General features: G+C 71.5%; 22 protein-coding genes. 14 read left to right on the plus strand and 8 right to left on the minus strand.

Annotated elements, in window-relative coordinates; translation table 11 throughout:
* Nucleotides 1-12: 12 nt before the first annotated feature.
* Nucleotides 13-804 carry a YggS family pyridoxal phosphate-dependent enzyme gene (locus tag FDF13_RS04460; protein WP_137318606.1) on the minus strand — a complete coding sequence of 264 codons (792 nt, stop codon included), beginning with the start codon at nucleotides 802-804 and terminating at the stop codon, nucleotides 13-15.
* A 143-nt stretch (nucleotides 805-947) separates the two neighbouring features.
* Here FDF13_RS04460 and FDF13_RS04465 point away from each other — a divergent pair, with 143 nt between their 5' ends.
* Both FDF13_RS04465 and FDF13_RS04470 read left to right on the plus strand, forming a co-directional pair.
* Entirely contained in the window at nucleotides 948-1,571 is a 624-nt protein-coding gene (locus tag FDF13_RS04465; protein ID WP_137318607.1) for a DUF4126 domain-containing protein, read from the plus strand.
* A 194-nt stretch (nucleotides 1,572-1,765) separates the two neighbouring features.
* Entirely contained in the window at nucleotides 1,766-3,796 is a 2,031-nt protein-coding gene (locus tag FDF13_RS04470; RefSeq protein ID WP_137318608.1) for an NHL domain-containing thioredoxin family protein, read from the plus strand.
* 139 nt (nucleotides 3,797-3,935) lie between these two features.
* On the opposite strand, the gene FDF13_RS04475 is transcribed toward FDF13_RS04470, so the two are convergent.
* The 3 genes from FDF13_RS04475 to FDF13_RS04485 form a co-directional block, all read right to left on the minus strand.
* The gene (locus tag FDF13_RS04475) at nucleotides 3,936-4,982 is read right to left on the minus strand and encodes a hypothetical protein (RefSeq protein ID WP_137318609.1); all 1,047 of its coding nucleotides are present in this window, start codon (nucleotides 4,980-4,982) and stop codon (nucleotides 3,936-3,938) included.
* Between the two features lie 72 nt (nucleotides 4,983-5,054).
* A complete protein-coding gene (locus FDF13_RS04480; RefSeq protein ID WP_137318610.1) occupies nucleotides 5,055-6,110 on the minus strand; it encodes an ABC transporter in 1,056 nt (351 codons plus the stop codon).
* A 47-nt stretch (nucleotides 6,111-6,157) separates the two neighbouring features.
* Nucleotides 6,158-7,396: an LPXTG cell wall anchor domain-containing protein gene (locus FDF13_RS04485; RefSeq protein WP_137318611.1), complete on the minus strand. Its 1,239-nt coding sequence runs from the start codon at nucleotides 7,394-7,396 to the stop codon at nucleotides 6,158-6,160.
* A gap of 368 nt (nucleotides 7,397-7,764) precedes the next feature.
* Between FDF13_RS04485 and dcd the strand changes: the two genes are divergently transcribed.
* From dcd to FDF13_RS04540, 11 genes are all read left to right on the plus strand, one after another.
* On the plus strand, nucleotides 7,765-8,346 hold the full coding sequence (gene dcd, locus FDF13_RS04490) for a dCTP deaminase (protein ID WP_137318612.1): 582 nt from the start codon (nucleotides 7,765-7,767) through the stop codon (nucleotides 8,344-8,346).
* Nucleotides 8,346-9,389, plus strand: coding sequence for a hypothetical protein (locus FDF13_RS04495; RefSeq protein WP_137318613.1), 1,044 nt, complete (start codon nucleotides 8,346-8,348; stop codon nucleotides 9,387-9,389). The genes dcd and FDF13_RS04495 overlap by 1 nt, the downstream gene beginning before the upstream one ends.
* 127 nt (nucleotides 9,390-9,516) lie before the next feature.
* On the plus strand, nucleotides 9,517-12,567 hold the full coding sequence (locus FDF13_RS04500; RefSeq protein ID WP_368074053.1) for a Na+/H+ antiporter subunit A: 3,051 nt from the start codon (nucleotides 9,517-9,519) through the stop codon (nucleotides 12,565-12,567).
* Nucleotides 12,564-13,238: a Na(+)/H(+) antiporter subunit C gene (locus tag FDF13_RS04505; RefSeq protein WP_137318614.1), complete on the plus strand. Its 675-nt coding sequence runs from the start codon at nucleotides 12,564-12,566 to the stop codon at nucleotides 13,236-13,238. The genes FDF13_RS04500 and FDF13_RS04505 overlap by 4 nt, the downstream gene beginning before the upstream one ends.
* A complete protein-coding gene (locus FDF13_RS04510; RefSeq protein ID WP_137318615.1) occupies nucleotides 13,238-14,815 on the plus strand; it encodes a Na+/H+ antiporter subunit D in 1,578 nt (525 codons plus the stop codon). Before FDF13_RS04505 ends, FDF13_RS04510 begins: the two co-directional genes overlap by 1 nt.
* The gene (locus FDF13_RS04515) at nucleotides 14,812-15,432 is read left to right on the plus strand and encodes a Na+/H+ antiporter subunit E (RefSeq protein WP_137318616.1); all 621 of its coding nucleotides are present in this window, start codon (nucleotides 14,812-14,814) and stop codon (nucleotides 15,430-15,432) included. Before FDF13_RS04510 ends, FDF13_RS04515 begins: the two co-directional genes overlap by 4 nt.
* The gene (locus FDF13_RS14960) at nucleotides 15,429-16,316 is read left to right on the plus strand and encodes a monovalent cation/H+ antiporter complex subunit F (protein WP_217494900.1); all 888 of its coding nucleotides are present in this window, start codon (nucleotides 15,429-15,431) and stop codon (nucleotides 16,314-16,316) included. The genes FDF13_RS04515 and FDF13_RS14960 overlap by 4 nt, the downstream gene beginning before the upstream one ends.
* Nucleotides 16,313-16,705: a monovalent cation/H(+) antiporter subunit G gene (gene mnhG / locus FDF13_RS04525; protein ID WP_137318617.1), complete on the plus strand. Its 393-nt coding sequence runs from the start codon at nucleotides 16,313-16,315 to the stop codon at nucleotides 16,703-16,705. The genes FDF13_RS14960 and mnhG overlap by 4 nt, the downstream gene beginning before the upstream one ends.
* On the plus strand, nucleotides 16,702-17,454 hold the full coding sequence (locus tag FDF13_RS04530) for a response regulator transcription factor (RefSeq protein WP_137318618.1): 753 nt from the start codon (nucleotides 16,702-16,704) through the stop codon (nucleotides 17,452-17,454). Before mnhG ends, FDF13_RS04530 begins: the two co-directional genes overlap by 4 nt.
* The gene (locus FDF13_RS04535; RefSeq protein WP_137318619.1) at nucleotides 17,451-19,085 is read left to right on the plus strand and encodes a sensor histidine kinase KdpD; all 1,635 of its coding nucleotides are present in this window, start codon (nucleotides 17,451-17,453) and stop codon (nucleotides 19,083-19,085) included. Before FDF13_RS04530 ends, FDF13_RS04535 begins: the two co-directional genes overlap by 4 nt.
* The gene (locus FDF13_RS04540; RefSeq protein WP_137318620.1) at nucleotides 19,085-19,765 is read left to right on the plus strand and encodes a hypothetical protein; all 681 of its coding nucleotides are present in this window, start codon (nucleotides 19,085-19,087) and stop codon (nucleotides 19,763-19,765) included. Before FDF13_RS04535 ends, FDF13_RS04540 begins: the two co-directional genes overlap by 1 nt.
* Nucleotides 19,766-19,879: 114 nt before the next feature.
* Here FDF13_RS04540 and FDF13_RS04545 read toward each other — a convergent pair whose 3' ends face one another.
* From FDF13_RS04545 to FDF13_RS04555, 3 genes are all read right to left on the minus strand, one after another.
* Nucleotides 19,880-20,668: an HpcH/HpaI aldolase/citrate lyase family protein gene (locus FDF13_RS04545; RefSeq protein WP_137318621.1), complete on the minus strand. Its 789-nt coding sequence runs from the start codon at nucleotides 20,666-20,668 to the stop codon at nucleotides 19,880-19,882.
* A 132-nt stretch (nucleotides 20,669-20,800) separates the two neighbouring features.
* Nucleotides 20,801-22,261 (minus strand): flavin reductase family protein, encoded by a 1,461-nt coding sequence (locus FDF13_RS04550; protein WP_254668906.1) that lies wholly within the window; start codon nucleotides 22,259-22,261, stop codon nucleotides 20,801-20,803.
* Nucleotides 22,258-23,577 carry an aromatic ring-hydroxylating dioxygenase subunit alpha gene (locus FDF13_RS04555; RefSeq protein WP_137318622.1) on the minus strand — a complete coding sequence of 440 codons (1,320 nt, stop codon included), beginning with the start codon at nucleotides 23,575-23,577 and terminating at the stop codon, nucleotides 22,258-22,260. Before FDF13_RS04555 ends, FDF13_RS04550 begins: the two co-directional genes overlap by 4 nt.
* Before the next feature lie 132 nt (nucleotides 23,578-23,709).
* On the opposite strand from FDF13_RS04555, the gene FDF13_RS04560 reads away from it, so the two are divergent.
* On the plus strand, nucleotides 23,710-24,624 hold the full coding sequence (locus FDF13_RS04560; RefSeq protein WP_137318623.1) for a LysR family transcriptional regulator: 915 nt from the start codon (nucleotides 23,710-23,712) through the stop codon (nucleotides 24,622-24,624).
* A gap of 103 nt (nucleotides 24,625-24,727) precedes the next feature.
* Here the strand turns inward: FDF13_RS04560 and FDF13_RS04565 are convergent, their stop codons facing one another.
* Nucleotides 24,728-26,041 (minus strand): magnesium and cobalt transport protein CorA, encoded by a 1,314-nt coding sequence (locus tag FDF13_RS04565; protein ID WP_137318624.1) that lies wholly within the window; start codon nucleotides 26,039-26,041, stop codon nucleotides 24,728-24,730.
* Between the last annotated feature and the right edge of the window lie 17 nt (nucleotides 26,042-26,058).

Genomic DNA, 26,058 nt, shown 5'->3' on the forward strand with positions numbered 1-26,058 from the left:
GCCCGGTGCGCCTCAGTCCGCCGCGGGCCGGGCGCCGAACACGCTCGAGCCGATCCGCACCATCGTCGCGCCCTCGTCGATCGCGAGCTCGAAGTCGTTGCTCATGCCCATCGACAGCTCGGTCATCGTCTCGTCGATGATGCCCTGCTCGAGCAGCGCGGTGCGCAGCCCGGTGAGCTCACGGTAGCTCGGGCGGATCTCCGCCTCGGTCGAGCCGGGCAGCCCGATCGTCATGAGGCCGCGCATCCGCATCCGGTCGAGGCCCTGGAGCGCGCCGATGAGCTCGCCGGCGGCCTCGGGCGCGACACCGGATTTCGAGTCCTCGCGCGAGGTGTTGACCTGGACGAAGTACTCGACCCGTGCCTCGGTCGTCTCGAGGCGGCGCTGGATCCGCTGCGCGAGCTCGAGCGAGTCGATCGACTGGATGCACGTCGCGACCCGCAGCGCGTGGTTGACCTTGTTCTTCTGCAGCGGGCCGATGAGGTGCGTCTCGTGGGGGATGTCGGCGAGCGCCTCGGCCTTGCCGGTGAGCTCCTGCACCCGGTTCTCGCCGATGAGCGTGAACCCGTGGGTGAGCGCGGTGCGGATGCGCTCCGCGGACTGGGTCTTCGTCGCGAGCATGATGCGCACGCTGTCGGCGGGCCGTCCGGCGGATTCGGCCGCGGCGGCGGCACGCTCGGCCACCTCGTCGAGGCGGGCGCGGACCGCCGTCGCCTCCTCGGGCGCGAGGCTGCCGGGGGACGCGGCGCCGGTGTGGGGCTCGGTGCTGCTACGGGGCTCGGTGCTGTCGTGGGATGCGGACATGCCCCCATCGTCTCACCAGTCGTGCGCCGCGGTCACGGCACCGGGCCCGCCGGTGTCGCGCGGGCGGTGCCGCACGGCTGTGCTGTGCCCGCCGGGGCCCCGAGCCGAGCGACTGCTCAGCGGCGCGGGGCTACTCTGTGTCCATGGAACTCCTCTCCGGGCTCGGCCTCGCGACCTCCTCGGGCCTCAACGCCTACATCCCGCTGCTCGTGCTCGGGCTGCTCGACCGGTTCACCCCCGTCGTCGAGCTCGGGCCGAGCTTCGCCTGGCTGTCGAACGGCTGGATCCTCGGGCTCCTCGCGGTGCTCCTCGTCATCGAGCTGCTCGCGGACAAGTTCCCGGCCGTCGACTCGATCAACGATGCGATCCAGACCGTCGTGCGGCCCACCTCGGGCGGCATCGTGTTCGGCTCCGCCGCGACCTCGGAGATCGCCGGGCTCGGCGCGGGCACGCTCACCGTCACCGATCCCGAGGCGGTCGCCGGCTGGCAGACCTGGGTACCGGTCGTCACCGGCATCGTCATCGCGCTCGTCGTCCACCTGACGAAGGCGCTCACCCGGCCGATGGCGAACACCGCGACGGCCGGCACCGCCGCCCCCGTGCTCTCCACCGGGGAGGACATCGTGTCCGCCGGGCTCTCGCTCATCGCCGTGTTCCTGCCGCTCGTCGTCGTCCTCGCGGTGATCGGCCTCGTGGTCGTCGCGGTCGTCGTCCGCCGCCGCATGCGCCGCAGGCGCGATCGGTGGCTCGGCGGCGTACCGGCCTGATGGGTCCGACCCCCGGTGCGCCGGCCGAACTGCGCGGTATCCCATGATCGGCGCGCAATTGCGCGGTGCGTTCCGGATACCGCGCAGTTCGGAGCTCGGGCGCAGCGCTGCGCCGGGGCGGGGCCCGAGGCGGCCGATGACGGGCGATGACGCGGTCCGCCGCGGGTGTCCGTGCCGCGTGCCATGATGGAGCCATGAGCCCCGACACGACGTCTGCGAACACCTCGAACGGGTCGACCCCGACCACCACGGCGAAGGGTCAGGCCCCAACCACCACGGAGAAGGGTCAGGCCCCGACCACTGAGGCCCCGACCACGGGGACCCCGGCCACCGCGTCCCGCGGCGTGCGGCTGCGCGCCCCGGAACTCACCGGGCGGCGCTGGATCAACACCGGTGGCACGGACCTGACGCTGGCTGACCTGCGCGGCAAGGTCGTGCTGCTCGACTTCTGGACGTTCTGCTGCATCAACTGCCTCCATGTCCTCGACGAGCTCCGTCCGATCGAGCAGAAGTACGCCGACGAGCTCGTCATCATCGGCGTGCACTCGCCCAAGTTCGAGTTCGAGCGCACCGTCGAGGCCGTCGACCAGGCCGTCGAGCGCTACCAGGTCGAGCACATCGTCCTCGACGATCCGGACCTCGTGACCTGGCAGGCCTACACCGCCCGCGCCTGGCCCACCCTCGCCGTCATCGACCCGGAGGGCTACCTCGTCGCCTCGATGTCCGGCGAGGGCCACTCCGCCGGGCTCGCCGGGCTCATCGAGGAGCTCATCGCCGAGCACTCGGAGAAGGGCACCCTCCACCGCGGCACCGGGCCTTACGTCCCCCCGGAGCCGGTGGAGACCGAGCTGTTCTACCCCGGCAAGCTGCTGCGCCTGGCGAACGGGAACCTCCTCGTCGCCGACTCCGGTCACCATTCGCTCGTCGAGTACGACCCCACGGGCACCGAGGTGCTGCGCCGGATCGGCACGGGGGAGCGGGGGTACACCGACGGCAGCCTGACCGAGGCCCGCTTCTCCGAGCCCGGCGGCATGACCGAGCTGCCGGAGGAGCTCGCCGCGCGGCTCGGCTACCGCGTGGTCGTCGCCGACACCGTCAACCACGTGCTGCGCGGGGTCGACCTCGAGGCGGGCACGGTGACGACGATCGCCGGCACCGGCGAGCAGTACATGGTCGGTGCGATCGACAACATCACCGGCGAGCACCGGCAGACCGGCCGTTACGACGGTCGGGCGGACCGCATCAAGCTCTCGAGCCCATGGGACGTCGAGTACTCGACGGCCACCGGCGAGGTCGTCGTGGCGATGGCCGGCAACCACACCATCTGGTCCTTCGACCCGGACGCGGGCACCATCCGCCTGCTGTCCGGCACGATGAACGAGGGCCTGCTCGACGGTGCGGCGGAAGACGCCTGGTTCGCCCAGACCTCGGGCCTCGACGCCGCGGCCTCCGGGGAGATCTGGGTCGCGGACTCGGAGACCTCGGCGGTGCGTCGGCTCGACCCGCGGACCGGTGCCGTCGAATCCCTTGTGGGCACCGGCCTGTTCGACTTCGGGTTCCGCGACGGCCCGGCGGACGAGGCCCGCCTCCAGCACCCGCTCGGCGTCGCCGCGCTGCCCGACGGATCCGTCGCGGTCGCCGACACCTACAACGGGGCGATCCGCCGCTTCGATCCCGCCTCCGGCGTCATGACCACCCTGGCGCGGGGTCTCGCCGAGCCCTCCGACATCCTCGTGCTCCCGGGTGAGGACGGCGCCCCGCCGGCCCTGCTCGTCGCGGAGTCCGCGGCCCACCGGCTCACCCGGGTGAGCATCCCCGCCGAGGCGCAGCAGGTCGACGAGGGTGCGAAGAGCACTACCCGTCCGGCCACCGAGATCGGTCGCGGACCGCTGGAGATCAGCATCGGCTTCACGGTCCCCGCGGGCCAGAAGCTCGACGACCGCTGGGGCGATCCGACCTACCTCCAGGTGTCGTCGACCCCGCCGGAGCTCATCACCGACGGCGCCGGCGGTGCGGAGGGGATGGAGCGCACGGTGACCCTCGACCCGGGGATCGACTCCGGGGTCCTCCACGTCACGGTGCGGGCCGCGGCCTGCGACGGCGAGCCCGGGGGAGAGATCCCCCTCCACGCCGCCTGCCACCTCTACCAGCAGGACTGGGGCATCCCGGTGACGATCGCCGACGGCGCTGAGAACACGCTCCACCTCGATCTGCGCGGGACCTGACCGGCGGGATCCGAGCCGCGCCGCGTCCGCGCGTTCGCGTGCGATCCGGCTCGCACCGGAGGTCCCCGTCCGGCTCGTTCCGGAGCTCTCCGTCCGGCTCGCGGGCCCGCCCGCTGGGGGGTGCCCCGGGTGGAGCGGCTCAGCTCGCCGGGGGCGACTGGCCGAGCGACTGCCCCTCGTTGACGAGGGTGACGGACACCTCGCCGTCGGCCACGGTGACGAGGCCGGTGATCCGGACGATGATCCGTTCGGTGAAGTCGGACTCGTAGGCCGTGACGATGTCGCGTGAGCGGCCGGACACCTCGACCACGGCCTCGGCCGGGGCGACGGTGAGCTGCGTGCCGTCGGCCGTGAGGGTGATCGAGGGGTGTTCGACGATCGACCACGCGACCTCGTCGCCGAGGATCTCGTGGTCGGTCTCGAACCCGAACGGACACCCGGACGGCATGAGCGTCGTCTGCTCCGCACAGGCATCGAGCTGCGCGACCGCCTCGGCGGCGACCTCGCTCGCGAGCGCTTCCGTGGGCTCCGGATCGAGCGTCACCGGGGCGATCTCACCGGGCCGGAGCACATCGACGCGCACCGGATCGGCGTGCAGGTACTCGGCGTTGAAGCCCACGGTGTAGCCCGCCGGGAAGAGCAGCGGCACGCCGCCGCGGTCCGCCGGGGCGGCGACCCCGTTGATCTCGACGACCGAGGAGCCGGTGACGTCGAGGCCCAGGCGCGGCCACTTCTCGACCTCGATGAGCCACCGGTCGAACAGGCCCCACTGCGGGGCCGCTCTCACCAGCGAGTACGTCTCCTCGTGGGAGGAGTCGCCGAGCGTGAAGCCGACGGTGACCGTGGCCCGGTCGCCCTCGACCCGGGAGTCGACGACCCGCGGGTCGCTCGGCAGCGACCAGGCGTTGGCGAGCACCGCATCGTCGAGTGCGGCGGTGTTCCGGGTCGACGGGGCGGCGAGCAGGCCGAGGGCTCGGGAGGCGTCGCCGTCCTCGAGCGCGGACAGATACGCCACGACCGCGCGCTGCGGGGCGTGGGCGGTGAGGTTGAGGACCGGCACGGAGGCGACGGTGAGGAGAACCGCGACGATCGCCGCGAGGAGGAGGCGGAAGGCACGCGGGTCGAGGACGAGGCGTGGGCGGCGCGGCTGCTTCCGCGTCCCCTGGGGCGGAGGTGTCGTGGTCATGGCCCCCTTCCTCCCCCGCGCGCCTGCCGACCGCCCCGGCACCGACCGGGGCCGGTCGCGGAGGCTCTCGGCTCAGTCTAGACGCCCGGCCGGTGCCTCGGCCGGATAGGCCCGCATGCGGGAGGTGTCGACGTCGACGAACAGGCGCGTGCCGGTGCGGACCCGCGCCACGGTGTCCGCCACGGTGCTCGCCAGGCCCGGGTGGATGACACCGAACCCGGAGCCGCCGGTGTCAGCGACGGCGGAGAAATCGAGGAGGTCCACGGTCATCGCGAGTCCGACCTCGGTGTCGGCCGGGGACAGGACCACCTGGAGGATCGGTCCGGAGTCGCGGACGGCGACGATGAGCGCTTCGAACACGGAATTGGAGGTGAAGGCGGGATCGAACTCGTCGAACGACAGGCGCGCGGCGGAGGTCGGGATGGTGACGTAGACCTTGCCGTCGAGCTCGGTCCGCGCCCGCACCTGCGAGTGCCCGATCGACAGCCAGCCGCGCCGGGCGAGGCCGGAGAAGACGGAGACGCCCGTCGCCGCAGCGGCGAGATTGCTCCGCGGTTCGCGCAGCTGCACCGCGAGCGGGGCGGAGTCGGCGATCTGCTCCTTCTCGATCGTCACCGTCCGCCCGCCGAGCACGGCGGCGTCCATCACCGAGGAGCCGGAGACCACGAGCCCGCGCTCGAACCGGGTGCAGGCATCGAGCAGCCGGCCCCGCAGGCCCGCGCGCGCCTGCCCGCCGAGACCGTGGAGCGGATCCTCGAGCACCAGCCACTGCCCGCCGGTGGCGAGTGTGAGCGCGCAGATCAGGCGCGCCCGGGACTCCGCGTCGAGGTCGCGCAGCCGGGTGCGCCGGCTGCGGTCGAACGGAAAGCCGAAGTGCGCGCAGGCGTCGGCGAGTGCCGATGGCGTGCCGTGGGGGGCCGCGAACCGGCCGACGGTGAGCCGCCCGGCTTCGTCCGGCCAGGCGACGCGGGCGGCGCCGGGCAGGCGTCCGATGGCGCGCAGAACGCCCCCGACGTCGGACGGCTGCCCGAGGAGGGTCAGCCTGTCGAGGGCGTTCAGCGGCTCAGCCGACACCGCCTCGCCCGTGACCCGGATCCCGGAGAGATCGAGTGTCGGGGCGGATTCCATGGGCGAGATGCGGTGCGGCCGGGGTGCGGTGCCTGGAGCCGGGCGGCTCAGACGTCCGACGGGTCGGTCGAGCGGGTGCGGCGACGGGTGACAACGACCGCAGCGGCACCGACGACTAGCAGGCCGGCGCCGAGCGCCAGTCCGGTCATCTCGGAACCGGTGCGCGGCAGCGCGGTGCCGGAGTCGGACGAGCCGCCGGAGCCGCTGCCTCCGCCGGAGCCGGAGTCGCTGCCTTCGCCGCCGGCACGGTTGCCGGCCTCGTCGCCCACCGAGGTGCTGTTGGTGACCACGGTGAAGGAACCGGCCTGCGCCTCGGACTCGGGGCCGAACGCCGTGACGCGGTACTCGCCGAGCACCGGGTCGCTCGCGGCGTGCACGCCGACGACGGCGTCGCCCTGCTCGTTGGCGATCTTGTCGATCTGGAAGCGCTCGACCTGGCCCTGCGCGTGCTCGACCTGGACGGTGATCTGCTCGCCGGGCTGGGCGCCGGTGACGGTGATCGTCACGCCCTTGTCGTCGTCGGCGAAGTCGGACGAGGAGATCTCGGTCGGATCGATCGCGATGCTGAACGCCGCCGCCTCGGCCGCGTCGCTGCCCGCAGGCGCGGACGAGGTGGGCGGGGCCGGGATCTGCGACTCGGGTGCAGTCGGCGTCGGGCGCGGCGCCTCACGGCGGTTGTCGCTGGCGCCGGACTCGGTCGGGGTCGGCGTCGCCGTCTCCGTCGGGGTCGGAGACGCGGTCTCGGACGGCGTGGCGCTCGGGGTCGCGGTCTCGGACGGCGTGGCGCTCGGGGTCGCGGTCTCGGACGGCGTCGCGCTCGGGGTGGGTGACGCGGTCTCCGAGGGAGTCGCGGTCTCCGGTGGAGTGGTCTCCTCGGGCGTCTCGGTCGGGGTCGGGGTGGCGCTCGGCGTCGCGCACTCAGTGGGCGACGGGGCCGGAGTCGGGGTCTCCGCGACCTTCTCGACGACCTCGAAGGTGACCTTCGAGGAGTCCTTCTTCGTCTCCGTGTCGGTGAGGAACAGCGTGTACGTGCCGGTGGGCACCTTCGCCGCGTCCGTGGTCGTGAAGAAGAAGACTCCGTTGACCTCGCCCTCGGGCGTCACGGTCAGCGGATCCTTCACCGCGTACTCCGTGCCCTCGGTGCCGATCACGGTGACGGTGGCAGTGGATTCGGGGGTGAAGCCGGTCCCGGAGAAGCCGATGCCCTCCTCGGTGTCCGCGATGTCGGTCTGGGACACCTCGGGCACCTCGACGGTGGCCTCGGGGGCATCCGCGAGCGCCGGCACGGCGGCAGGAGTCGATGGCGATGCGCCCTCGGAGGGCAGGCATTCGGCCGGCGCAGGGGCCGACGGTGCAGTGGTGGACGCAACAGCGGGAACGGCGATCAAACCGGAAACCGCGGCGGCTACTGCGGGGGCAAGCACAAGACTCTTTGCAGAGGTCTTCACAGTATGGCCTTTCGGTCGTGGCGTATTCGACCACGCAAAGGCGACAGTGTTACTCCCGGCCCTTCGGTTAAGGGGGAAGGCACCATCGGCGCGGGCGTATAACAGCACCCACTGTAGAGCATTCTCCAAGGCAATGCGCCGGAGTTCTCCATCCACGTTGCCCAATAGTGATCGAATCGTTGCCTGATCGACGGTAGATTGGCGGTGTGAGTTTGCTTTCCGATCGCGATATCCGTGCCCAGCTCGACTCCGGGCGCGTGGGCCTCGACCCCTACGACCCCACGCTCGTGCAGCCCTCGAGCGTCGACGTGCGCCTCGACCGGTTCTTCCGGCTGTTCGACAACCACAAGTACACGGTCATCGACCCCGCGCAGGAGCAGCCGGGCCTGACCCGTCTCGTCGAGGTCGATCCGGACGAGCCCTTCGTCCTCCACCCCGGCGAGTTCGTGCTCGGCTCGACCCTCGAGCTCATCACCCTGCCCGACGACATCGCGGCCCGGCTCGAGGGCAAGTCCTCGCTCGGCCGTCTCGGCCTCCTCACCCACTCGACCGCCGGTTTCATCGATCCCGGATTCACCGGCCACGTCACCCTCGAGCTGTCGAACGTCGCCACCCTGCCGATCACCCTGTGGCCGGGGATGAAGATCGGCCAGATGTGCTTCTTCTCGCTGAGCTCGCCTGCGCAGAGCCCCTACGGCTCCGATCCCGCCACCGGCAACCGCTACCAGGGTCAGCGCGGGCCCACCGCATCGCGCGCCCACGTGGGATTCCGCCGGGGCATGCCCTGATGGCCGGGGCCCACGACGCCCGCGACCCGCGCTCGCCCGAGGCGCTCTCCGCCCGTCACCTGCTGCTGCTCGACGAGGACGTCGAGCCGAGCGATGTCATCGCGCTCGTGACGAACCACTTCCCCGCCCTCGCCGAGCCCGTCGTCGTCGCCGACGCGGATCCGCGCTGGGGCCACGAGGTGCTCGAGTGGCGGCTGACCCGCCATTCCCGGCTGCACGGCCCGATGTTCGTGCCCGCCGCGGTCCGCGCGGAGCTCGGGCTGCCGGACTGGGCCACCCGGGTGTTCGCCCTCGTGTGTCCGCGCGACCGCGAGCCCGCTCCGCCGCCGTCCTGGCTCACCGACTCCGACGGGCTCCACCTGTTCTTCTCCGCCGGGCTCCCGAACCGGGAAGAGGGGCGCTCGCTCGATCTCCTCATCGCGCTCGCCCGGCGCCTCCACCTCGCCCTCCGGCTCGCCGACGAGCCGGTCGACCCGCTCGCGCTCGAGGCGCCGTCGGCCTCCCGCGCCGCGCTCGCCGCCGCGGCCGAGGCGCCGGCCCGGATCCTCGTGCCCGATCCGGAGGCGCACGTCGACGTCTTCGTGTACTCGCCGTACTGGCTCGCTCCGGACGTGCTGCTCGCCCGGCTCACCGAGGTCGACGCCGGCGCGCGCGAGCCCGACCCGGTGCCGCCGGAGGCGCTCGAGAAGATCGCACACCTGATCTCGGCCGACGGCCCGGAGGTGCGGGACGGCTACGCCATCGAGGTGCCCCTCGACTCGCTCGGCCCGCGGGCCGGGCTGCTCGAGATCGGCGTCCTCGTCGAGGAGGCGCTGCCGCGTGCCGTCGCCGCGCATCTCGAATCGCCGCAGGTGATGTACCACCTGCGCTGGGTCGACACCGAGCAGCAGCGCTACCTGCCGGAGATCGACGCGGAGCTGCGGCGGATCCGCACCGCGGCCGCGCTGCGCCTCGACCGGCTCGCCGCGGAGGTCCTGCGGCTCACCGCCGGGGTCGGCGTCGACCAGGACGGCTTCCTGCTCAGCGAGCACCAGCTGGGCTGAGCCGCACCGGGCCGATCGGGCCCGCATGCACGGCGCTCCGAGAACGGAGCGGGTTGGGTACTATCACACGTCACCGGCCGGATCGACTTCGTCAACGCGGGCGATCTGTGAAAAAATGTGCAGACGTGTGTCGAATCTCGGAGGGGGCTGGAACATGACCGTGCTGGTGGGGGCGTTCTTCGTGGCCGCGCTCCTCGCCGCACCGCTGTTCCGCCTGTGCGGGCGCGCCGCGTTCCTCGTGCTCGCGCTCGTCCCCGGCGCCGGGTTCCTCGTGTCGCTGGCCCAGCTGCCGCGCATCCTGTCCGGCGGCGACGACTGGCTCGAGCACTTCAACTGGCTCCCGGCGCTCAATCTCCAGGTCGTGTTCCTCATGGATCCCCTGGCCTGGCTGCTCAGCCTGCTCGTCACCGGGATCGGGGCGCTCGTCTTCGTCTACTGCGCGCGCTACTTCGCCGCCGACGAACCGCGGCTCGCCCGCTTCGCCGGGGTCCTCATGGCGTTCGCCGGCATGATGTACGGCCTCATCCTCGCCGACGAGATGCTCCTCCTCTTCATCTTCTGGGAGGGCACGACGGTGTTCTCCTACCTCCTCATCGGGCAGTACAACAGCCGCCAGCAGTCGCGCCGCGCCGCGCTCCAGGCCCTCGTCGTCACCACCGCCGGCGGGCTCGCGATGCTCGTCGGCGTCATCCTCCTCACCGTCGTCATGGGCACCGGCCGGATCTCGACGATCGTCGACATCGGGTACGCCGTCGGGATCAACGACGGGCTCGTCATCACCGCCGTCATGCTCATCCTCGTGGGCGCGGTGTCGAAGTCCGCGCTCATCCCGTTCCACTTCTGGCTCCCCGGCGCGATGGCCGCGCCCACCCCGGTGAGCGCCTACCTGCACGCCGCGGCGATGGTCAAGGCCGGCATCTACCTCGTGCTCCGCCTCGCCCCCGGCTTCCACGCGATGCCCGGCTGGACCGCCGTGCTCCTCGCCCTCGGGATCACGACGATGCTCATGGGCGGCTGGCAGGCTCTGCGGCAGTTCGACCTCAAGCTCGTCCTCGCCTTCGGCACCGTGTCCCAGCTCGGCTTCCTCATGATCGTCAGCGCCTTCGGGACCCGGGACATCACGCTCGCCGCGACCACGCTGCTGCTCGCCCACGGCCTGTTCAAGTCCGCGCTATTCCTCATCGTCGGGATCATCGACCACCGGGCCGGCACCCGCGACCTCCGCAAGCTCAGCGGCTACGGCGCGCGCTCGAAGGGCCTGTTCGTCGCCGCGCTCATCGCCGCGGCCTCGATGGCCGGGGTGCCGCCGCTGTTCGGCTTCGTCGCCAAGGAGGCGGTCTACACCACGCTGCTCGAGGACGGCACCAAGGCCGGCGCCATCGCCGTCATCGGCATCTTCCTCGGCTCGGTCCTCACCGTGGCCTACTCCGCGCGCTTCGTGTGGGGCGCCTTCGCCACGAAGCCCGGGGTGGAGCCGATCGAGCCGGCGCGCGAGAGCCCGCTGTTCATGTCGGTGCCCTATCTGCTCGCCGCGCTCACCGTGCTCGCCGGCCTCGCCTCGTCCTGGCTCGACCCGGTCATCGCCTCGTGGTCCTCGCGCCTGGCCGGCGGTGCGGAGAAGCCCTACTACCTCGCGCTGTGGCACGGGCTCGAGCCGGCGCTGCTCCTGTCGGCGGGGAACCTCGCGCTCGGCCTCGCGATGTTCTGGTTCGCCCGGCAGGTCTCGGTGTTCCAGGCCGCGATGCCCGACGGCATCGACTTCCACGGGCTCTACCGCCGCTCGATCACCGGGCTCGAGGCGTCCGCCGCCTACGTCACCGCGCGCACCCAGCGCGGCTCGATGCCCTTCTACCAGGGCGTCATCTACATCGTGTTCATCGGCTCGATGTCCGCCGCCCTGCTCCTCAACGACACCTGGCCCAGCGGCATCGCACTCGCCGACAACGCCCTGCAGATCATCGTGGCCGCCGCCATCATCATGGCCGCGCTCGCCGCGACCCGCGCGCAGAAGCGCTTCGCGGCGGTCGTCATCGTCGGCATCTCCGGCTACATGATGGTCGCCTTCTTCGCGCTCCAGGGCGCTCCGGACCTCGCGCTCACCCAGGTGCTCGTCGAGACCATCACGATCGTCGTGTTCGTCCTCGTCCTCCGCCGCCTGCCGGCCCGGATCGGCAACTCCTCGGGCCGCCTCTCCCCGTCCCTGCGCGGCCTCATCGCCGCAGTGTTCGGGATCATGATGATGCTCCTCGTCTTCGTCGCATTCGGCGCCCGCACCGCCGCTCCGATCTCCGAGGCGTTCCCCTTCCTCGCCTACGAGTACGGCCACGGCAAGAACGTCGTCAACGTCACCCTCGTCGACATCCGCGCCTGGGACACCCTCGGCGAGCTGTCCGTCGTCGTCGCGGCCGCCACCGGCGTGGCGAGCCTGATCTTCGTGCGCGGACGGGAGGGTCGCCTGCAGCGCTTCCAGAGCCACCGGCCGGACAGCTTCGCCGCGCGCCACCGGCCCGTCGAGGACGAGCTGTTCTCGCCCATGCGCACCACCGACGACGGCCCGAGCACCGACACCAAGCGCAGCGCCTGGCTGCTCGCCGGGCGCGCGCTCGCCCCGAAGAACCGCTCGATCCTCCTCGAGGTGCTCGTCCGCCTGCTGTTCCACCCCATCCTCGTGTTCTCCGTCTACCTCCTGTTCGCCGGCCACAACCTGCCCGGCGGCGGATTCGCCGCCGGCCTCGTCGCCGGCATGGCGCTCGTCGCCCGCTACCTGGCCGCCGGCCGCCACGAGCTCGCGGAGGCGGCCCCGATCGACGCCGGTCTGCTCCTCGGCCTCGGCCTCGCGCTCGCTGCCGGCACCTCGCTCGGCGGCTTCCTCTGGGGGAGCGTATTCTTCGAGTCCGCCTACTGGAGCACCGAGCTGCCGGTGCTCGGCTACGTGTCGTTCGGCACCTCGACGATCTTCGACATCGGGGTCTACTTCGTCGTCGTCGGCCTCATGCTCGACATCCTCCGCAGCCTCGGCGCGGGGGTCGACCGCCACCAGGAGGCGGACGAGGAGCGCCTGGCGGAATCGCTCTCCCGCGACGAGCACGCCGGGCCGGACACCACCGAGCTCCACGCGATCCTCGGCCGCATGGACGACGTCGAGGTCGACGGGCCGGCAGGGGGGAGCCGACTGTGACGACCTCTTTCGTGATGCTGCTCGCCATGGGCGTGATGTTCGCCTGCGGCCTCTACCTCATGCTCGACCGCTCGCTCACCCGTGTGCTGCTGGGCTTCCTGCTCATGGGCAACGCGGTGAACATGCTCATCATCCTCACCGCCGGCCCTCCGGGGCGGCCGCCTCTCACCGACGGGGAGAACCTCACCACCGACGGGATGAACGACCCGCTGCCGCATGCGCTCGTGCTCACCGCGATCGTCATCACCTTCGCGCTGTCGGCGTTCCTGCTCGCGATGATCTACCGCTCCTGGCGCCTGGTCCGCAACGAGAACCTCGAGGACGACATCGAGGACGTGCGGATCGCGCTCGCCAAGGGCCGCGGCTCCGGCGACGAGGCGGGCACGAGCGGGGAGTACGACGACACCGAGTTCGGCGACGAGGCCCAGACCCCGATCGCCGGGGCGCTCGACCTGGACGAGGACGGCTCGCCGGTCGAGCGCCGGGCGGAGGACCGGGCGGAGGACCGGGCCGAGGCGCGGGCCGAGGGCGGCTCCGACACCGGGGCCGAGGCGCGGGCCGGTTCCCGTCGAACCGACTCCGGTGAACCCGGCTCCCGCGAGGCCGGCTCGGACGAACCGGGCGCCGCCGACCGCCGCACCGACTCCGATCAGACCGGGAGGGACACCTGATGCTCGCCGTCCTCGTGCCCCTGCCCGTGGTCCTGCCGCTCATCGGGGCCGGCATCACCCTTATGCTGTCCGGACGCCGGCGGGGCCAGACCGCCGTCACCGTCATCACGCTCGCGATCGTGCTCGCGATCGACCTCGTGCTCCTGTTCGGCGTCGACGCCCGCGGCACGCAGGTGGTCGCGGTCGGCGGCTGGGAGCTGCCCTTCGGTATCGCGCTCGCCGTCGACCGGCTCAGCGCGGTCATGCTCGTCGTGTCCGCGATCGTCACCCTGCTCGTGCTCCTCTACGCGGTGGGCCAGGAGATGGCCGACACCGCGAACGAGACGCCGGTGAGCGTATTCAACCCGACGTACCTCATCCTCTGCGCCGGTGTCGCCGCGGCCTTCATCGCCGGCGATCTGTTCAACCTCTACGTCGGCTTCGAGATGCTGCTCGGCGCCTCGTACGTGCTCCTCACCCTGGGCGCCACGGCGCAGCGGATCCGCGCCGGGGTGACCTACATCGTCATCTCGCTCGTGTCCTCGCTGATCTTCCTCATGGGGATCGGGCTCGTCTACGCGGCGACCGGCACCGTGAACATCGCGCAGCTGTCGGTGCGGATCGGCGAGCTGCCGCCCGACATCCAGATGATCCTCCACATCACGCTGCTCATCGCGTTCGGGATCAAGGCCGCGGTGTTCCCACTCGCGTTCTGGCTGCCCGACTCCTACCCGACCGCACCCGCTCCGGTCACCGCGGTGTTTGCCGGCCTGCTCACCAAGGTCGGCATCTACGCGATCATCCGCACCGAGACGGTGCTCTTCGCCGAATCGAACCTGCGCACCCCGCTGCTCGTCGTCGCCGCGCTCACCATGCTCGTCGGGATCCTCGGCGCCGTCGCGCAGTCGGAGATCAAGCGACTCCTGTCCTTCACCCTGATCTCGCACATCGGCTACATGATCTTCGGCGTGGCAATGGGGACGGTCGAAGGTCTGACCGCGGCGATCTTCTACACCGTGCACCACATCATCGTGCAGACCGCGCTGTTCCTCGCCATCGGTCTCGTCGAGCAGCGCAACGGCACCACCTCGATCCGCAAGCTCGGCGGCCTCGCCGTGCTCGCCCCGGGCCTGTCCCTGCTGTTCTTCATCCCCGCGCTCAACCTCGCCGGGATCCCACCGTTCTCCGGGTTCATCGGCAAGGCCGCGCTGTTCCAGGCCGGGTTCGAGACCCGCGACTGGCTGATCTTCGTGCTCATCGGCGCCGGCGCGCTGACCTCGCTGCTCACGCTCTACGTCATCGGCAAGACGTGGAACCTCGCCTTCTGGCGGGACCCGGACGACACCGAGGAGCCCACCCCGGAGCTCGTCGAGGAGTTCGAGGAGCGCAAGGAGGCCGTCGCCGACGGCCGCAGCTGGCGCAGCACGCAGACGATGCCGCGCACGATGATCGGCTCGGCCACGGTGATGGTCGCGGTGAGCGTGCTCGTCACGGTGTTCGCCGGCAATCTCTGGGACATCAGCGCGCGGGCCGCGGAGAATCTCCGGAGCCCGTCGACCTATGTGTCCTCGGTGCTCGGAGAGGAGGACGGATCATGACGACCAAGCGGTCGAAGGCGCGCCGCTCCATCCTCCAGCAGGCCCTGCTCGTGCTCGTGCTGTGCGCGCTGTGGATCATGCTGTGGGACCAGTTCACCGTACTCAACATCGTCACCGGGCTGGTGCTCGGGATCCTCGTCACGCGCTGGTTCTACCTGCCGCCGGTCGAGCTCTCGGGCCGGTTCAACCCCTTCTACGCCGTCCAGTTCATCCTCTGGTTCACCGCCTCGATGATCATCGCCTCCGTCCACGTCAGCTGGTCGGCCGTGCGCCGCCGGGGGGTGCGCGCCGGCAGCGTCATCGAGCTCGACCTCCACACGCGCTCCGATCTCCTCATCACCGCGGTCTCCGTGGTGCTCGGGCTCATCCCCGGCTCGATCTGCATCGAGGTCGACCGGCCGCACTCGGTGATCTACGTCCACGTCCTCGACTGCTCGACGGAGGAGGCGATCGAGAAGGCGCGCGAGCAGATCTACCGGATCGAGCACCTGCTCATCGCGACCTTCGGCTCCGCCCACGACCTCACCGCGCTCAACGAGTGGCGGGTGGAGAACGGCCGGAAGCCGGTCCTCGCACAGCGCACGATCCGACCTGCGGGCAAGGAGGCCGACCGATGACCGGGCTCTCGTCCACGCCGATCGTCGATCCTGACATCCTCCGGATCGCCGGACCGATCATCGGCGTCGTCTTCTTCGTCGCGATGCTCATCGCGGTGTTCAAGATCATCAGGGGCCCATCGATCCTCGACCGGATGATGGCCTCGGATGTGCTGCTCGCGACGCTGATGTGCGGATTCGGCGGGTACGTCGCAGTGACCGGTCGCGTCGATCTGCTGCCGGTGCTGCTCGCGCTGTCGTGCCTGGGCTTCCTCGGCTCGGTGAGCGTGTCGCGCTACGTGTCCCGCTCGGAGACCTCCGCCCCGGTCATCGGGTCGTCGGTGTTCGAGGAGATGGACGAGGCGGACGACGAGGTGGCCGCGGACGGCGCGATCCCGCGCGCCGCGCGCACCGCGGCCAGCACCTCGGCAGGTGGGGCGGCGTCGCCGGCCGGCGGTCCCGACGACGGAATGGTGGCCGCCGGAGCCGCCCGTGACCACCATCCGGGGCCCGCGGGGGACGTCGCCGGCCCGGCGGTGACGGGCGAGGAGGAGCCGATCCGCACGCTGCCCGAGCAGCGCGAGCGATCGCCCGAGGAGGGCGAGGCGCGAACCGCGCCCGAGGGCGCAGGGCCCGGGCAGGGGCAGGCGCCGTCCGAGCAGGAGCACCCCGCGGCCGGCCCCGACGAGGAGGATCTCGTCGATGAGGCGGTGCGCGACTCCGCGGCGAAGAACGCCGATGCGGAGATCGGCATCGAGCCGAGCAGCGCCGCACCCGCCGCGGACCGCGCCGCGGCGCCCACCGACGAGCACTCACCTGTCGAGCACCGCGCCACTGAGCACCGCGCCACCGAGCACTCCGTCGGACCCCTGTTCGGCGACGACGAGGAGGAGGGGCGGTCATGATCGCCGACATCGTCACCCTGGTCTTCATCTGCGCGGGAGCCGCGCTGTCGCTCGCTGCGGCGATCGGCCTCGTCCGCTTCCCCGACCTCATGAGCCGGCTCCACGCGGCGTCGAAGCCGCAGATCCTCGGCCTCATCCTCATGATGTTCGCGATCGCGATCCAGATCCCGCACTGGGGGCCGATCACCACGATGTTCCTCGTCGTGACCTTCCAGATGATGACCACCCCGGTGGGCACTCACATGGTGGGCCGCGCGGGCTATCGCACGAAACGGCTGCGCCGATCTATGCTGTACCGAGATGAATTGGCGGACGCCGTCGCCCGTGCCGAGGCGCGGGATTCCGCACAGCGCACCGCCCGCACAGTGCCGAAGGACTCGCAGACATGACCTCAGCTTTCGCCCAGGACGATCGACCGCTCGTCCTCGTCGCCGACGACGAGCCCGATGTGCTGGGCGCGGTGGTGCCCTTCCTCAGCCGCTCGGGATTCCGGGTGATCAGCGCCCCGGACGGCAAGCTCGCCCTCGATGAGATCCGCCGCCATCAGCCCGACGTGTGCGTCCTCGACGTGCTCATGCCCGGTGCGGACGGCCGCGAGGTGCTACGCACGCTGCGCAGCGAGGAGAACTGGGTACCGGTGCTGCTGCTCACCCAGGTGGGCGAGGCGGTGGAGCGGGCGATGGCGCTCGAGGAGGGCGCCGACGACTACCTCAACAAGCCCTTCGACCCGCACGAGCTCATCGCCCGGATCCGCGCGGTGCTGCGCCGGACCCGTCAGGACGGGCCGCCGCTGGCGAACGCCCCGGTGCTGATCTCGACGTTCGGGCTCAAGCTCGACCGGGTGGGCCGCCGCGCATGGATCAACGACCGCAACCTCGTCATCACCCCCAAGGGTTTCACGCTGCTCGAGTACCTCATGGTGCACCAGGACGAGCTCATCGAGCGCACCCGCCTGCTCGAGGTGCTGTGGGGCTTCGACGATGCCGTCGGCACCCGCGCCGTCGACTCCCGCGTCGCCGAGCTGCGACGCGTGCTCGGCGAGGACGCGGCGAACCCGCGGTGGATCGCGACCGTCCAGGGCCGCGGCTACCGGTTCGTCGCCGAGGTGCGCGGCGCCAACGATCTGGGCGGCCGATGAACACCTTCCTCGTCTTCGAGATCCGGATCTGGCTCTTCCTCGTCCTCCTGCTCGTCGGTCTGCTGCTGCTCGCCGGCGCGGCCTACCTCGCGTGGCGCTGGCTGCAGCGGCGTGAAGCGCGGCTGGTGGCGGAGAACCGGCGGACGGCGGAGCGGGACGCGCTCACCCGCCGCAATCGGATGCTCATCCGCCTCGACCACGAGCTCAAGAACCCGCTCACCGCGCTGCGCACCTCCGCGGCGACGGTGCGGGAGATGATCCGTGACGACAGCCCGAACCCGGACGAGATCGCGCCCGTCGTGCGCCAGATCGACACCTCGGCCCGCCGGGTCGCGCGCCTGCTCGCCGATCTGCGCAAGCTCGCCGATGTCGAGTCCCGCACGATCGAGTTCACCCGCGTCGACATGGATCGACTTATCCACCAGGCTGTCGAGGATGCGCGCACCGCACCCGGCGCCGAGGACCGGATGATCGTCGCGACGGTCGCCCGCGCCCCGTGGAAGCTGCCCGATGTCGCCGGCGAGGAGGACCTGCTGCTGTCGGCGATCCTCAACCTGCTCGGCAACGCGATCAAGTACTCCGCGGACACCGACGTCGTCGAGCTCCGCGCCAACGAGCAGATCATCCGCAACCACCGCTGGGTGGTCGTCGAGGTCGCCGACACCGGGCAGGGCATCCCGTCCGATGAGCAGGACACCGTGTGGGACGAGCTGTCGCGCGGCAAGCGCGTGCGCTCCGTGGCCGGCTCCGGCATGGGCCTGTCGCTCGTCCGCTCGATCATCGCCCGGCACGGCGGATCGGTCGAGCTGTTCAGCCAGGAGGGCGTGGGCACCTCGGTGCGGCTCGTGCTCCCGGTGCTCGGCGACGCACAGGCACCCGGCGCGCCCCACGACGACGGGGCGCAGGTCGCCGCGGCGTCGGCCCCGGTGCAGCCGTTCAACGACAGCAGCCGCGGCGGGGGCGCCGGCGGATTCCTGCCGCCGCGTCAGCCCTCCGAGGCCGAGCTCGACGGACGCATCCTCGGCACCCCGAGGCGCACCTCGAAGCGTCGCCTGCAGCGGGTCAACGGCGAGCTCCACGATTCCGCGACCGGCGAGACCTTCGGCGATCAGGTGCCGTTCGACTCGGGTCCCTACCAGCACTTCAAGCCGCCGCGGCCGGCCGCGCCGCCCCCGCAGCCGATGGGGTCGGGACCGCAGCAGCACGCGCCGGGGCCGCAGGACCTCGGGCCGGGCCAGCAGAATGTCGGTTCGGTGCCGCAGCAGTACGGCTCGGGACCTCAGAACGTCGGTTCAGGCCCCCAGCAGTACGGCTCGGGGCCGGTGGGCCCGAGCGGCCCGGGCCAGGCCCAGCTGTACCAGCAGGCACCTGCGGCGCAGCCGTATCAGCAGGGCGGGTCGGAGCAGCGGGCGATGGACCGGGCTCCCATGGGACGACCGGCGCCCGCTCCCCAGCATTACGGCTCCGCTCCTCACCACTACGGCTCCGCGCCACAGCAGTACGGCTCCGCGCCTCAGCAGGGCGGCCCGGTGGCCCATGAGCGCGGTGCGGCTCCGTCCCGGCAGGCCCCTTCCGGTGAGGGCGACGAGCCCCCGCGGGACACCACCTCGGGCTCGGAGCCCCGGCACTGATGCGGCGCATCCAGGCCCTGTGCGCTGCCGGCGCAGCCGTTCTGCTGGCCGGCTGCGGAGCCTTCCAGGTCCGCACCTCGGAGGAGGGCGGCGGCGTGATGGGGGTGCGCGTGGCACAGACCGCCGGCCCCACCCCGACGCCCACGGAGACCGGACCGGCTCTTGCCGACGGCTACCAGCTCGTCGACGTGCCGTTCTCCGAGGGGTGCGGGGTCCCGATGCGGGTCGCGGTCCCCGACGGGTTCTCCGTCGGCTCCTCCACCGGCGACTACGTGACCTTCGTCGAGGGCACCGCCGCGCTCGACGACCCGACGATCTCGATCTACTGCTCGGATTCGGTGTTGAGCGAGACCGCGGCCGAGCACATCGAGACGACTCGCAGCTACGGCTATCAGGAGGCGGGGACGACCAAGATCTCCGAGCGGAAGGGCCAGTTCGGCAACGGCTACTTCTGGAGCTACCAGGTCGACATGTCTCCGCGGGAGATCTTCGCCGGGACCTCTCAGACGATGCTCTACGGTGCCGACATCGCCTATACCGCCGAGGGTCGCCTGTTCACGCTCAAGTACGCAGCGACCGCGCCCACCGAGGACGTCGCGGGCCAGCACCGGCTGCAGCCGGCGGCGGACTTCGTCGAGGTCGACGGCCGGTTCGTGCCGATGCCCGACTGGGCCGGCTGAGCGGTCACCCGCGCAGCCGGCGGTGCCGCAGAAGGCCACTCCGCAATCGATGATGTCGGCCGAGCGATCACCCTGGAGGCGGCCGCTCCGCAGCCGCCCACCCCGACCGGGAACTCACTCCCCGGAGTCGGAGGCCCAGGACCGCATGGCGGTGAGCTGGGAGCGCAGGGCGCTCTGGTAGATCGCGAAGTCGGCGGTGTGGGAGATCACCTGGAACCCCTCGGCGATCGCGGCGCGGGTGAGCTCGTCGTCGACGGAGAAGATGCCCGCGGCCTTGCCCGCGGAGCGCGCGGCCTCGCCCACCCGTGCCAGGGCATCGCGGAACTCCACCGTGGTGAAGTCGCCGGGCGCGCCGAGGTTGGTGCTCAGATCCATCGGGCCGACGAACAGCACGTCGACGCCGTCGACCGCGGCGATCGCACGAGCGTGGGCGACGGCCTCCGGGGTCTCGATCTGCGGGAGGAAGAGGGTGAACTCGTTGGCTGCGGCCTGCTTGGGTCCGGGCTTGCCGCCGGTGTAGAAATCGTGGGCGATGCCCATCGCGGAGCCGCGCACGCCGAGCGGCGGGTACTTCATCCACGACACCACGGCCGCGGCCTGCTCCGCGGAGTTGACGTAGGGGACCATGATCCCTTCGGCCCCGGCGTCGAGGGCGCCGGACACCAGGTGCTGGGCGGTGCCGATGACGCGCACGAACGAGGCGATCTCCTCCCGGCGGGACACCGCCAGGGCGGGGCGGATCCGGTCGAGGGACCAGCCGGTGTGCTCGAGGTCGTAGAGCACCCAGTCCGCTCCGGCGCGGGTGGTGAGAGCGCCGATGCCCTCGGTCGCGAACTCGATGACGAAAGTGCCCAGGGACAGGTCGCCGGAAGCGAGGGCGCGGCGGACGTTCTCGGTGGTCATGCGGATCCTCTGCGATCGGAGCGGCGGGGCGCGCGGACTGCGTCGCCTCGTACTCCCGATGATATGCGGAACCCGGCGGTGTGCAGCCGGTGGTGCAGGTCTGAGACCGGCCGGCCCTGCGCGAGCCGGGGCTCAGGCGTCGACGACGACGTCGCCGTCCGGGGTCGAGCAGCACAGGAGGATCGTGCCGGCGTCGATCTCACGCTGTCGGATGCCGCCGGCGTGCTTCATCTCCACCGGCCCGGAGAGCAGGCCGACCTTGCAGGTGCCGCACATGCCGGAGGCGCAGTTCGATCGGAGGGGGACGCCGGCCCGCCGGCCGGCGCTCAGCAGCGTGTCCCCGTCCTCGACCGGGGCCGAGGTGCCCGTCCGGGCGAAGGTGACCCACGGGCGGGTATCCGCGCTGTCGCGCTGAGGCGAGGCCGCGGCGGGCGCGGCATCGCGGGTGAGCGCGCCGCCGGCAGGCCTCGTGCCGCTATCGCGCAGCGTGTGCTCCGCAGCCCGCCGTCCGTCACCGGTTCCGGTGGCATCGACGGCCCCCGTGCCCTCGGCAGTGGTCGTGTCGTCGAAGGTCTCGGTGAAGAAGGAGACGGGGGAGACGCCGAGCTTCGCGAGAACCGCGCGGGCCCGCGCCAGGTAGTCCGGGGGCCCGCAGGCGAACACCATCCGGCCGCAGGCGTCGGGGACGAGCGCGCCGAGGGCGTCCGCGCTGAGCCGGCCGGTGAGCCCCCGCCAGTCCGAGCTGGGCCGGTCGCCGAGGCTGAAGCGGACGGTGAACCGCGGATCGGTCTCGTCGAGGATGCGGAGCTCGCGGGCGAAGGCGAAGTCGCGCGGTGTGCTCGCGTGGTGGAGGACGACGACGTCGGCGCTGCCGTCGAGCGCGTGGAGGGTGCGCGCCATCGAGATGAGCGGGGTGACGCCGACCCCGGCGGCGAGCAGGAGGTAGCGGGCGCGCCGGTCGAAGTCCGGCAGGTGGAAGCCGCCGAGCGGTCCGAGCGCCTCGAGCACGGTGCCGGGGCGCACGTGGTGGTGGGCCCAGCGGGACACCGTGCCGGAATCCTCCCGCTTGATGCTCAGCCGGAAGGCTGCGGGGTCGGTCGGGGACGACGACAGGGAGTAGTTCCGCTCCCGCGGTCCGGCGTCGGTGGGGAAGACGACATTGAGGTACTGCCCGGGCCGGAACCCGAGCGGCCGGCCGTCGCGGCGCCGGAAGGTGAGGCTCATGATCTCGGGCGTCTCCGGGGTGACGGCGAGGCATTCGATGTCGAACTCGTGGGCGTGCATGGGTGCCGGGGTGCGTGCGATCACGGCCTCGGCCGCGGCCTCGAGCCCGGGTGATTCCGCGGACGCCGTCCGGTCGGCCCGCTGTGACGGGTCGGCGACCCACGGCATCCGCACACCGCGCCGCGCCGGGGACCGGGGGCCGATGGTCCGCCACCACACGTGCTCCTGGGGCAGCGCCGGCCCGGTGGCCATGTCCGCCGACGCCTCGGCGAGGGCACGGTGCTCTCGTCCCGCGTCATCACGGGGGAAGGCCTCCGCGGCCGTGTCGGCGAATCCGGAATGGGGATGGAGCTGCGTCTCTGCGGTCATCGGATGTACTCCTGCATGCGCATCGTGTACCAGTTGACGAAGGCCTCGACCTGGTGCTCGGTCGGGGTGTAGGGGCCCGGGACGTAGCCGGGATCGGTGACGCCGCGCTGGGTCAGACCCACGAAGCCGGCATCCTGGATGTTCGTCTGCCGCCATACGTGGGTGAGGTCCTCGGCGCGGTAGTCGACCCCGTCGACGGCGTCGTCGGCGACGAGCCAGGTGGTGCGCACGAGGGTGCGGTTCTCGCTCATGGGAAACGCGGCGAAGGTGATGACGTGGTCGGCGAGCAGGTGGAACCAGCTGTTGGGCTGGAGGTGGAGCGAACCGTCGCCGAGCCGGAAGTCCGGCAGGTCGCCGAGCAGCTTCTCACTCAGTCGCCGGCCGGTCGCGGAGAAGGACTCGCCGTCCCCGTCGAGCGCATCGCGGCCCATCCGGATCCCGGCCTCGCGGGAATCCGGGGCGTCGTAGACCTGCCAGGGGATGCCGTAGCGCTCGCAGCGCTCGCGCAGCTCGTGGTCGGCGAGCACCGAGCGGTGCCAGGTGTCGATCTGGTGCTCGGGCACCTCGTGCTCCTCCAGGCCCCAGGTCGTGAAGTAGGAGCAGGCGAGCTCGGGATGACCGTCGCAGTGGTAGCACTCGCGATTGTTCTCCATCACGAGCTTCCAGTTGCCCTCCTCGACGATCTCCTGCTGGAAGGCGACCTTCGTCCGGGGGATGTCGTGCGGTTCGACGAAGGGGGCGAAGATCTCGGCAACGGCGGCGAAGTCGGCGGGCGGTTCCGGGGCGAGGCAGAGGAAGATCAGGCCTGCGACCGTCATGCTGTGGACCTTGCGGAGACCGAAGCAGCCCGGGTCGAAGTCCGCACCTGCCGCGGCGGCGTGGATGAGCGAGCCGTCGCGGCCGTAGGTCCACGAGTGGTAGGCGCACACGAGGTTGCCGACGCTTCCGCTGGGCTCGGTGAGCACGCGGGCGCCGCGGTGGCGGCAGACGTTGCGCAGCGCATTCACCCCGCCGTCGTCGTCGCGGATGAGGATGATGGAGCGGCTGCCGACGTCGATGGTGACGAAGTCGCCGGGCTCGGGGATCTCCGCGACCGAGGCGGCGAAGAACCAGTGACGATCGAAGATCCCGGCGATGTCGTGGGCGAAGATCGCCGGGTCGGAGTAGAAGGGCGATTCGAGCGCGGTCCACCGGCGGCGCCGGTCGAGGAGGGTGCGGAGCCGCTCGAGGGACGCGGCGTCTTCCGCAGCGGGAGATGGGGGAGCGGCTCGGCGGGCCGGGGCTGCCGAGGTGTGCTGGACCGAGTCGAGTGTCATGATCTGTGCTCCACAGCGATGGGGCCGAAAGGCTCCGGGGCGGCCCCGGAATCCTCATGTCCTCTCAGCGTACGAGCGGTGAGTGACGAATAAAAGCGCAGGAAAATCGACAGTATCGTGCAGAATAGGTGGATGATCGATCATCGGCTCACCGTGCTCCGCACCTTCGCCGCCTGCGGGTCGGTGACGGCTGCCGCCGAGGCACTCGACTACTCCCCGTCGGCAGTGTCCGCCCAGCTCAGAGGGCTGCAGGCGGATCTCGGACTGCGACTCGTCGACAAGGACGGACGCGGGCTGAGGCTCACCTCGGCCGGCAGGCGGCTCGTCGAGGAGTCCGACGGCCTGTTCACGCACTGGGAGGGCGTGCGTGCAGCCCTCGCCGCGGATGGCGGAGCGGAGGCGGAGCAGCTGCGGCTCGGCGGCATGTCGACAGCTACGGCGGCCCTGCTCGCGCCGGTCGCAGTGCGGCTGCGGGCCGAGGCCCCCGGTTTGGGGATCTCCATCGTCGAGGCGGACCCGCAGCGCTGCTTCGACCTCCTGCTGGCCGACCGCCTCGACCTGGCGATCGTCGTGTCGATGCAGGCCAGCGCCGGGGCCGGCGATCCCCGCTACGAGCGGATCGCGCTCCTCGATGATCCGCTCGACATCATGCTGCCGGCGGACCACCGCCTGGCCGGGCGGGAGTCGATCTCCCTCGAGGAGGTCGGTGAGGAGCCGTGGATCGCGGCGCGACCGGGGACTCCGTACCGAGCCCTGTTCATCGCGGCATTCACGGCCGCCGGGACGACACCCCGGGTGGCGCACGAGGTCGCTGAGTGGGACACCGAGGCGACGCTCATCGAGAAGGGTCTGGGGATCGGGCTGGTCCCGCGGCTGGCGCGGATCTCGAGCGACTACCGGGTGGTCCGGGTCCCCGTCGCCGGCCCGGCGGCACCCCACCGACGGGTAGTCGCCGCGATCCGTCGGGGTGCGCGGGAGCGTCCGCTCATCGCACGCACGGTGGATGCCCTCCGTGAGCAGGCGCGGGACGGGCTCGGCTACCGGTGAGACGGGGCGCACGGCGTCGTCGGTAGGTTAGCGTCGCCGCTAGGTTAGCGCCGCCGGAAGGTCCGCGCCGTCGCGCGGCAGTCGTCGACGGGCGGGCCGGTGCTCAGAGCCAGTCGACGCGTTTGAAGATGACATAGAAGATCGCGCAGCCGGCCACCATGATCGCGAGCGAGAACGGGTATCCCATGAGCCAGTGGAGCTCCGGCATGTGCTGGAAGTTCATGCCGTAGACGCCGGCGACGAGGGACGGGAAAAAGAGGATGCCGGCCCACGCCGAGATCTTCTTCATGTGCTCGTTCTGGGTGATCGAGAGCTCGTTCATGCGGCGCATGTCCTCGTTCTGGCGCTCGGAGATCAGGGTCGAGTTGACCGTGAAGATCTCCCGGAGGAGCTGGCGGAGCCGCTCGATGCGCTCGGTGGCGCTGTGGACGTGGTCGGCGACGTCGCGCAGCCCGCGGGCGAGGTCCGGAGGAGCGGTGTGCTGCTCGAGGACGGTGGAGACGGCGGACATGAGCGGGGACAGGGGACTCACCGCGCGCTCGAGCTCGATGAGCTCGCGGGACAGCTGGTACACCTGCTGAGAGGGGATGGGGCCGGTGCCGAAGAGCTGCTCCTCGAGACCGTCCGCGCGATCCTCGAGAGAGATGAGCAGAGGGTCGTAGTCGTCGACCACCCGGTCCATGATCCGGTAGAGCGCGGAGAACTGGGCGTGGTCGAGGAAGCGCGGGTCGTCCTCGAACACGGTCCTCACGGCGTCGATGTCGAAGGCGGGAGTGTGCCGGACGACGATGATGAAGTCGGTGCCGAGGAAGATGTGGAGCTCGCCGATCACGACCTCGGTGATCTCGGCCTCCTCCGGGGCTGTGCGGTCGAGCCCTGCGGCGTCGGCTTCCGCGGCCTCCGGGGTGTGCGGGGCCCGCGGGGCGGCGTGCGCGGTCGTCAGGGCGGCTGACGACCGGGGCTCGGCGGGGCCGGAGTCGACAGCGGGCGCCTCGGTGAACCGGTTCACGGGGGAGTGCGCAGGGCGGCGTCCGGGCCGAGGCGCCGCCGGGCGCAGGACCATGAAGTCGGTGGAGCCGTAGCGCTCGTACTTGGGGCGCTGATGGGCTTCCACGGCGTCCTCGACGGCCAGCGGGTGGAGGTCGAAGCGTGCGGCGAGCTCGGCGAGCTCGGCGTCGGTGGGTCGGAGCATGTCGATCCACAGGAACGGCGGGGCGTCGGGGTTGGTGGGTGCCGCGGCGAGCGCATCGGCGGCCTCGGTGATCGTGGAGAGGTGAGTCGAGTCCTCGCCGTCGGTGTAGAGGACGAAGGTGCCGGAGGTCGAGGCGGTGTCGGGGCGTCGAGGTGGCTCACCCGGCGCGGAGCCGCCCGGCATTCCGCCGGGACCGGGAGGCGCCTCGTCGCTCGGGTCGGACATCCTGTGCCTCCTCGTGT

Origin of the sequence: Brevibacterium sp. CS2, assembly GCF_005280295.1 — a bacterium.
Classification (GTDB): domain Bacteria; phylum Actinomycetota; class Actinomycetes; order Actinomycetales; family Brevibacteriaceae; genus Brevibacterium; species Brevibacterium pityocampae.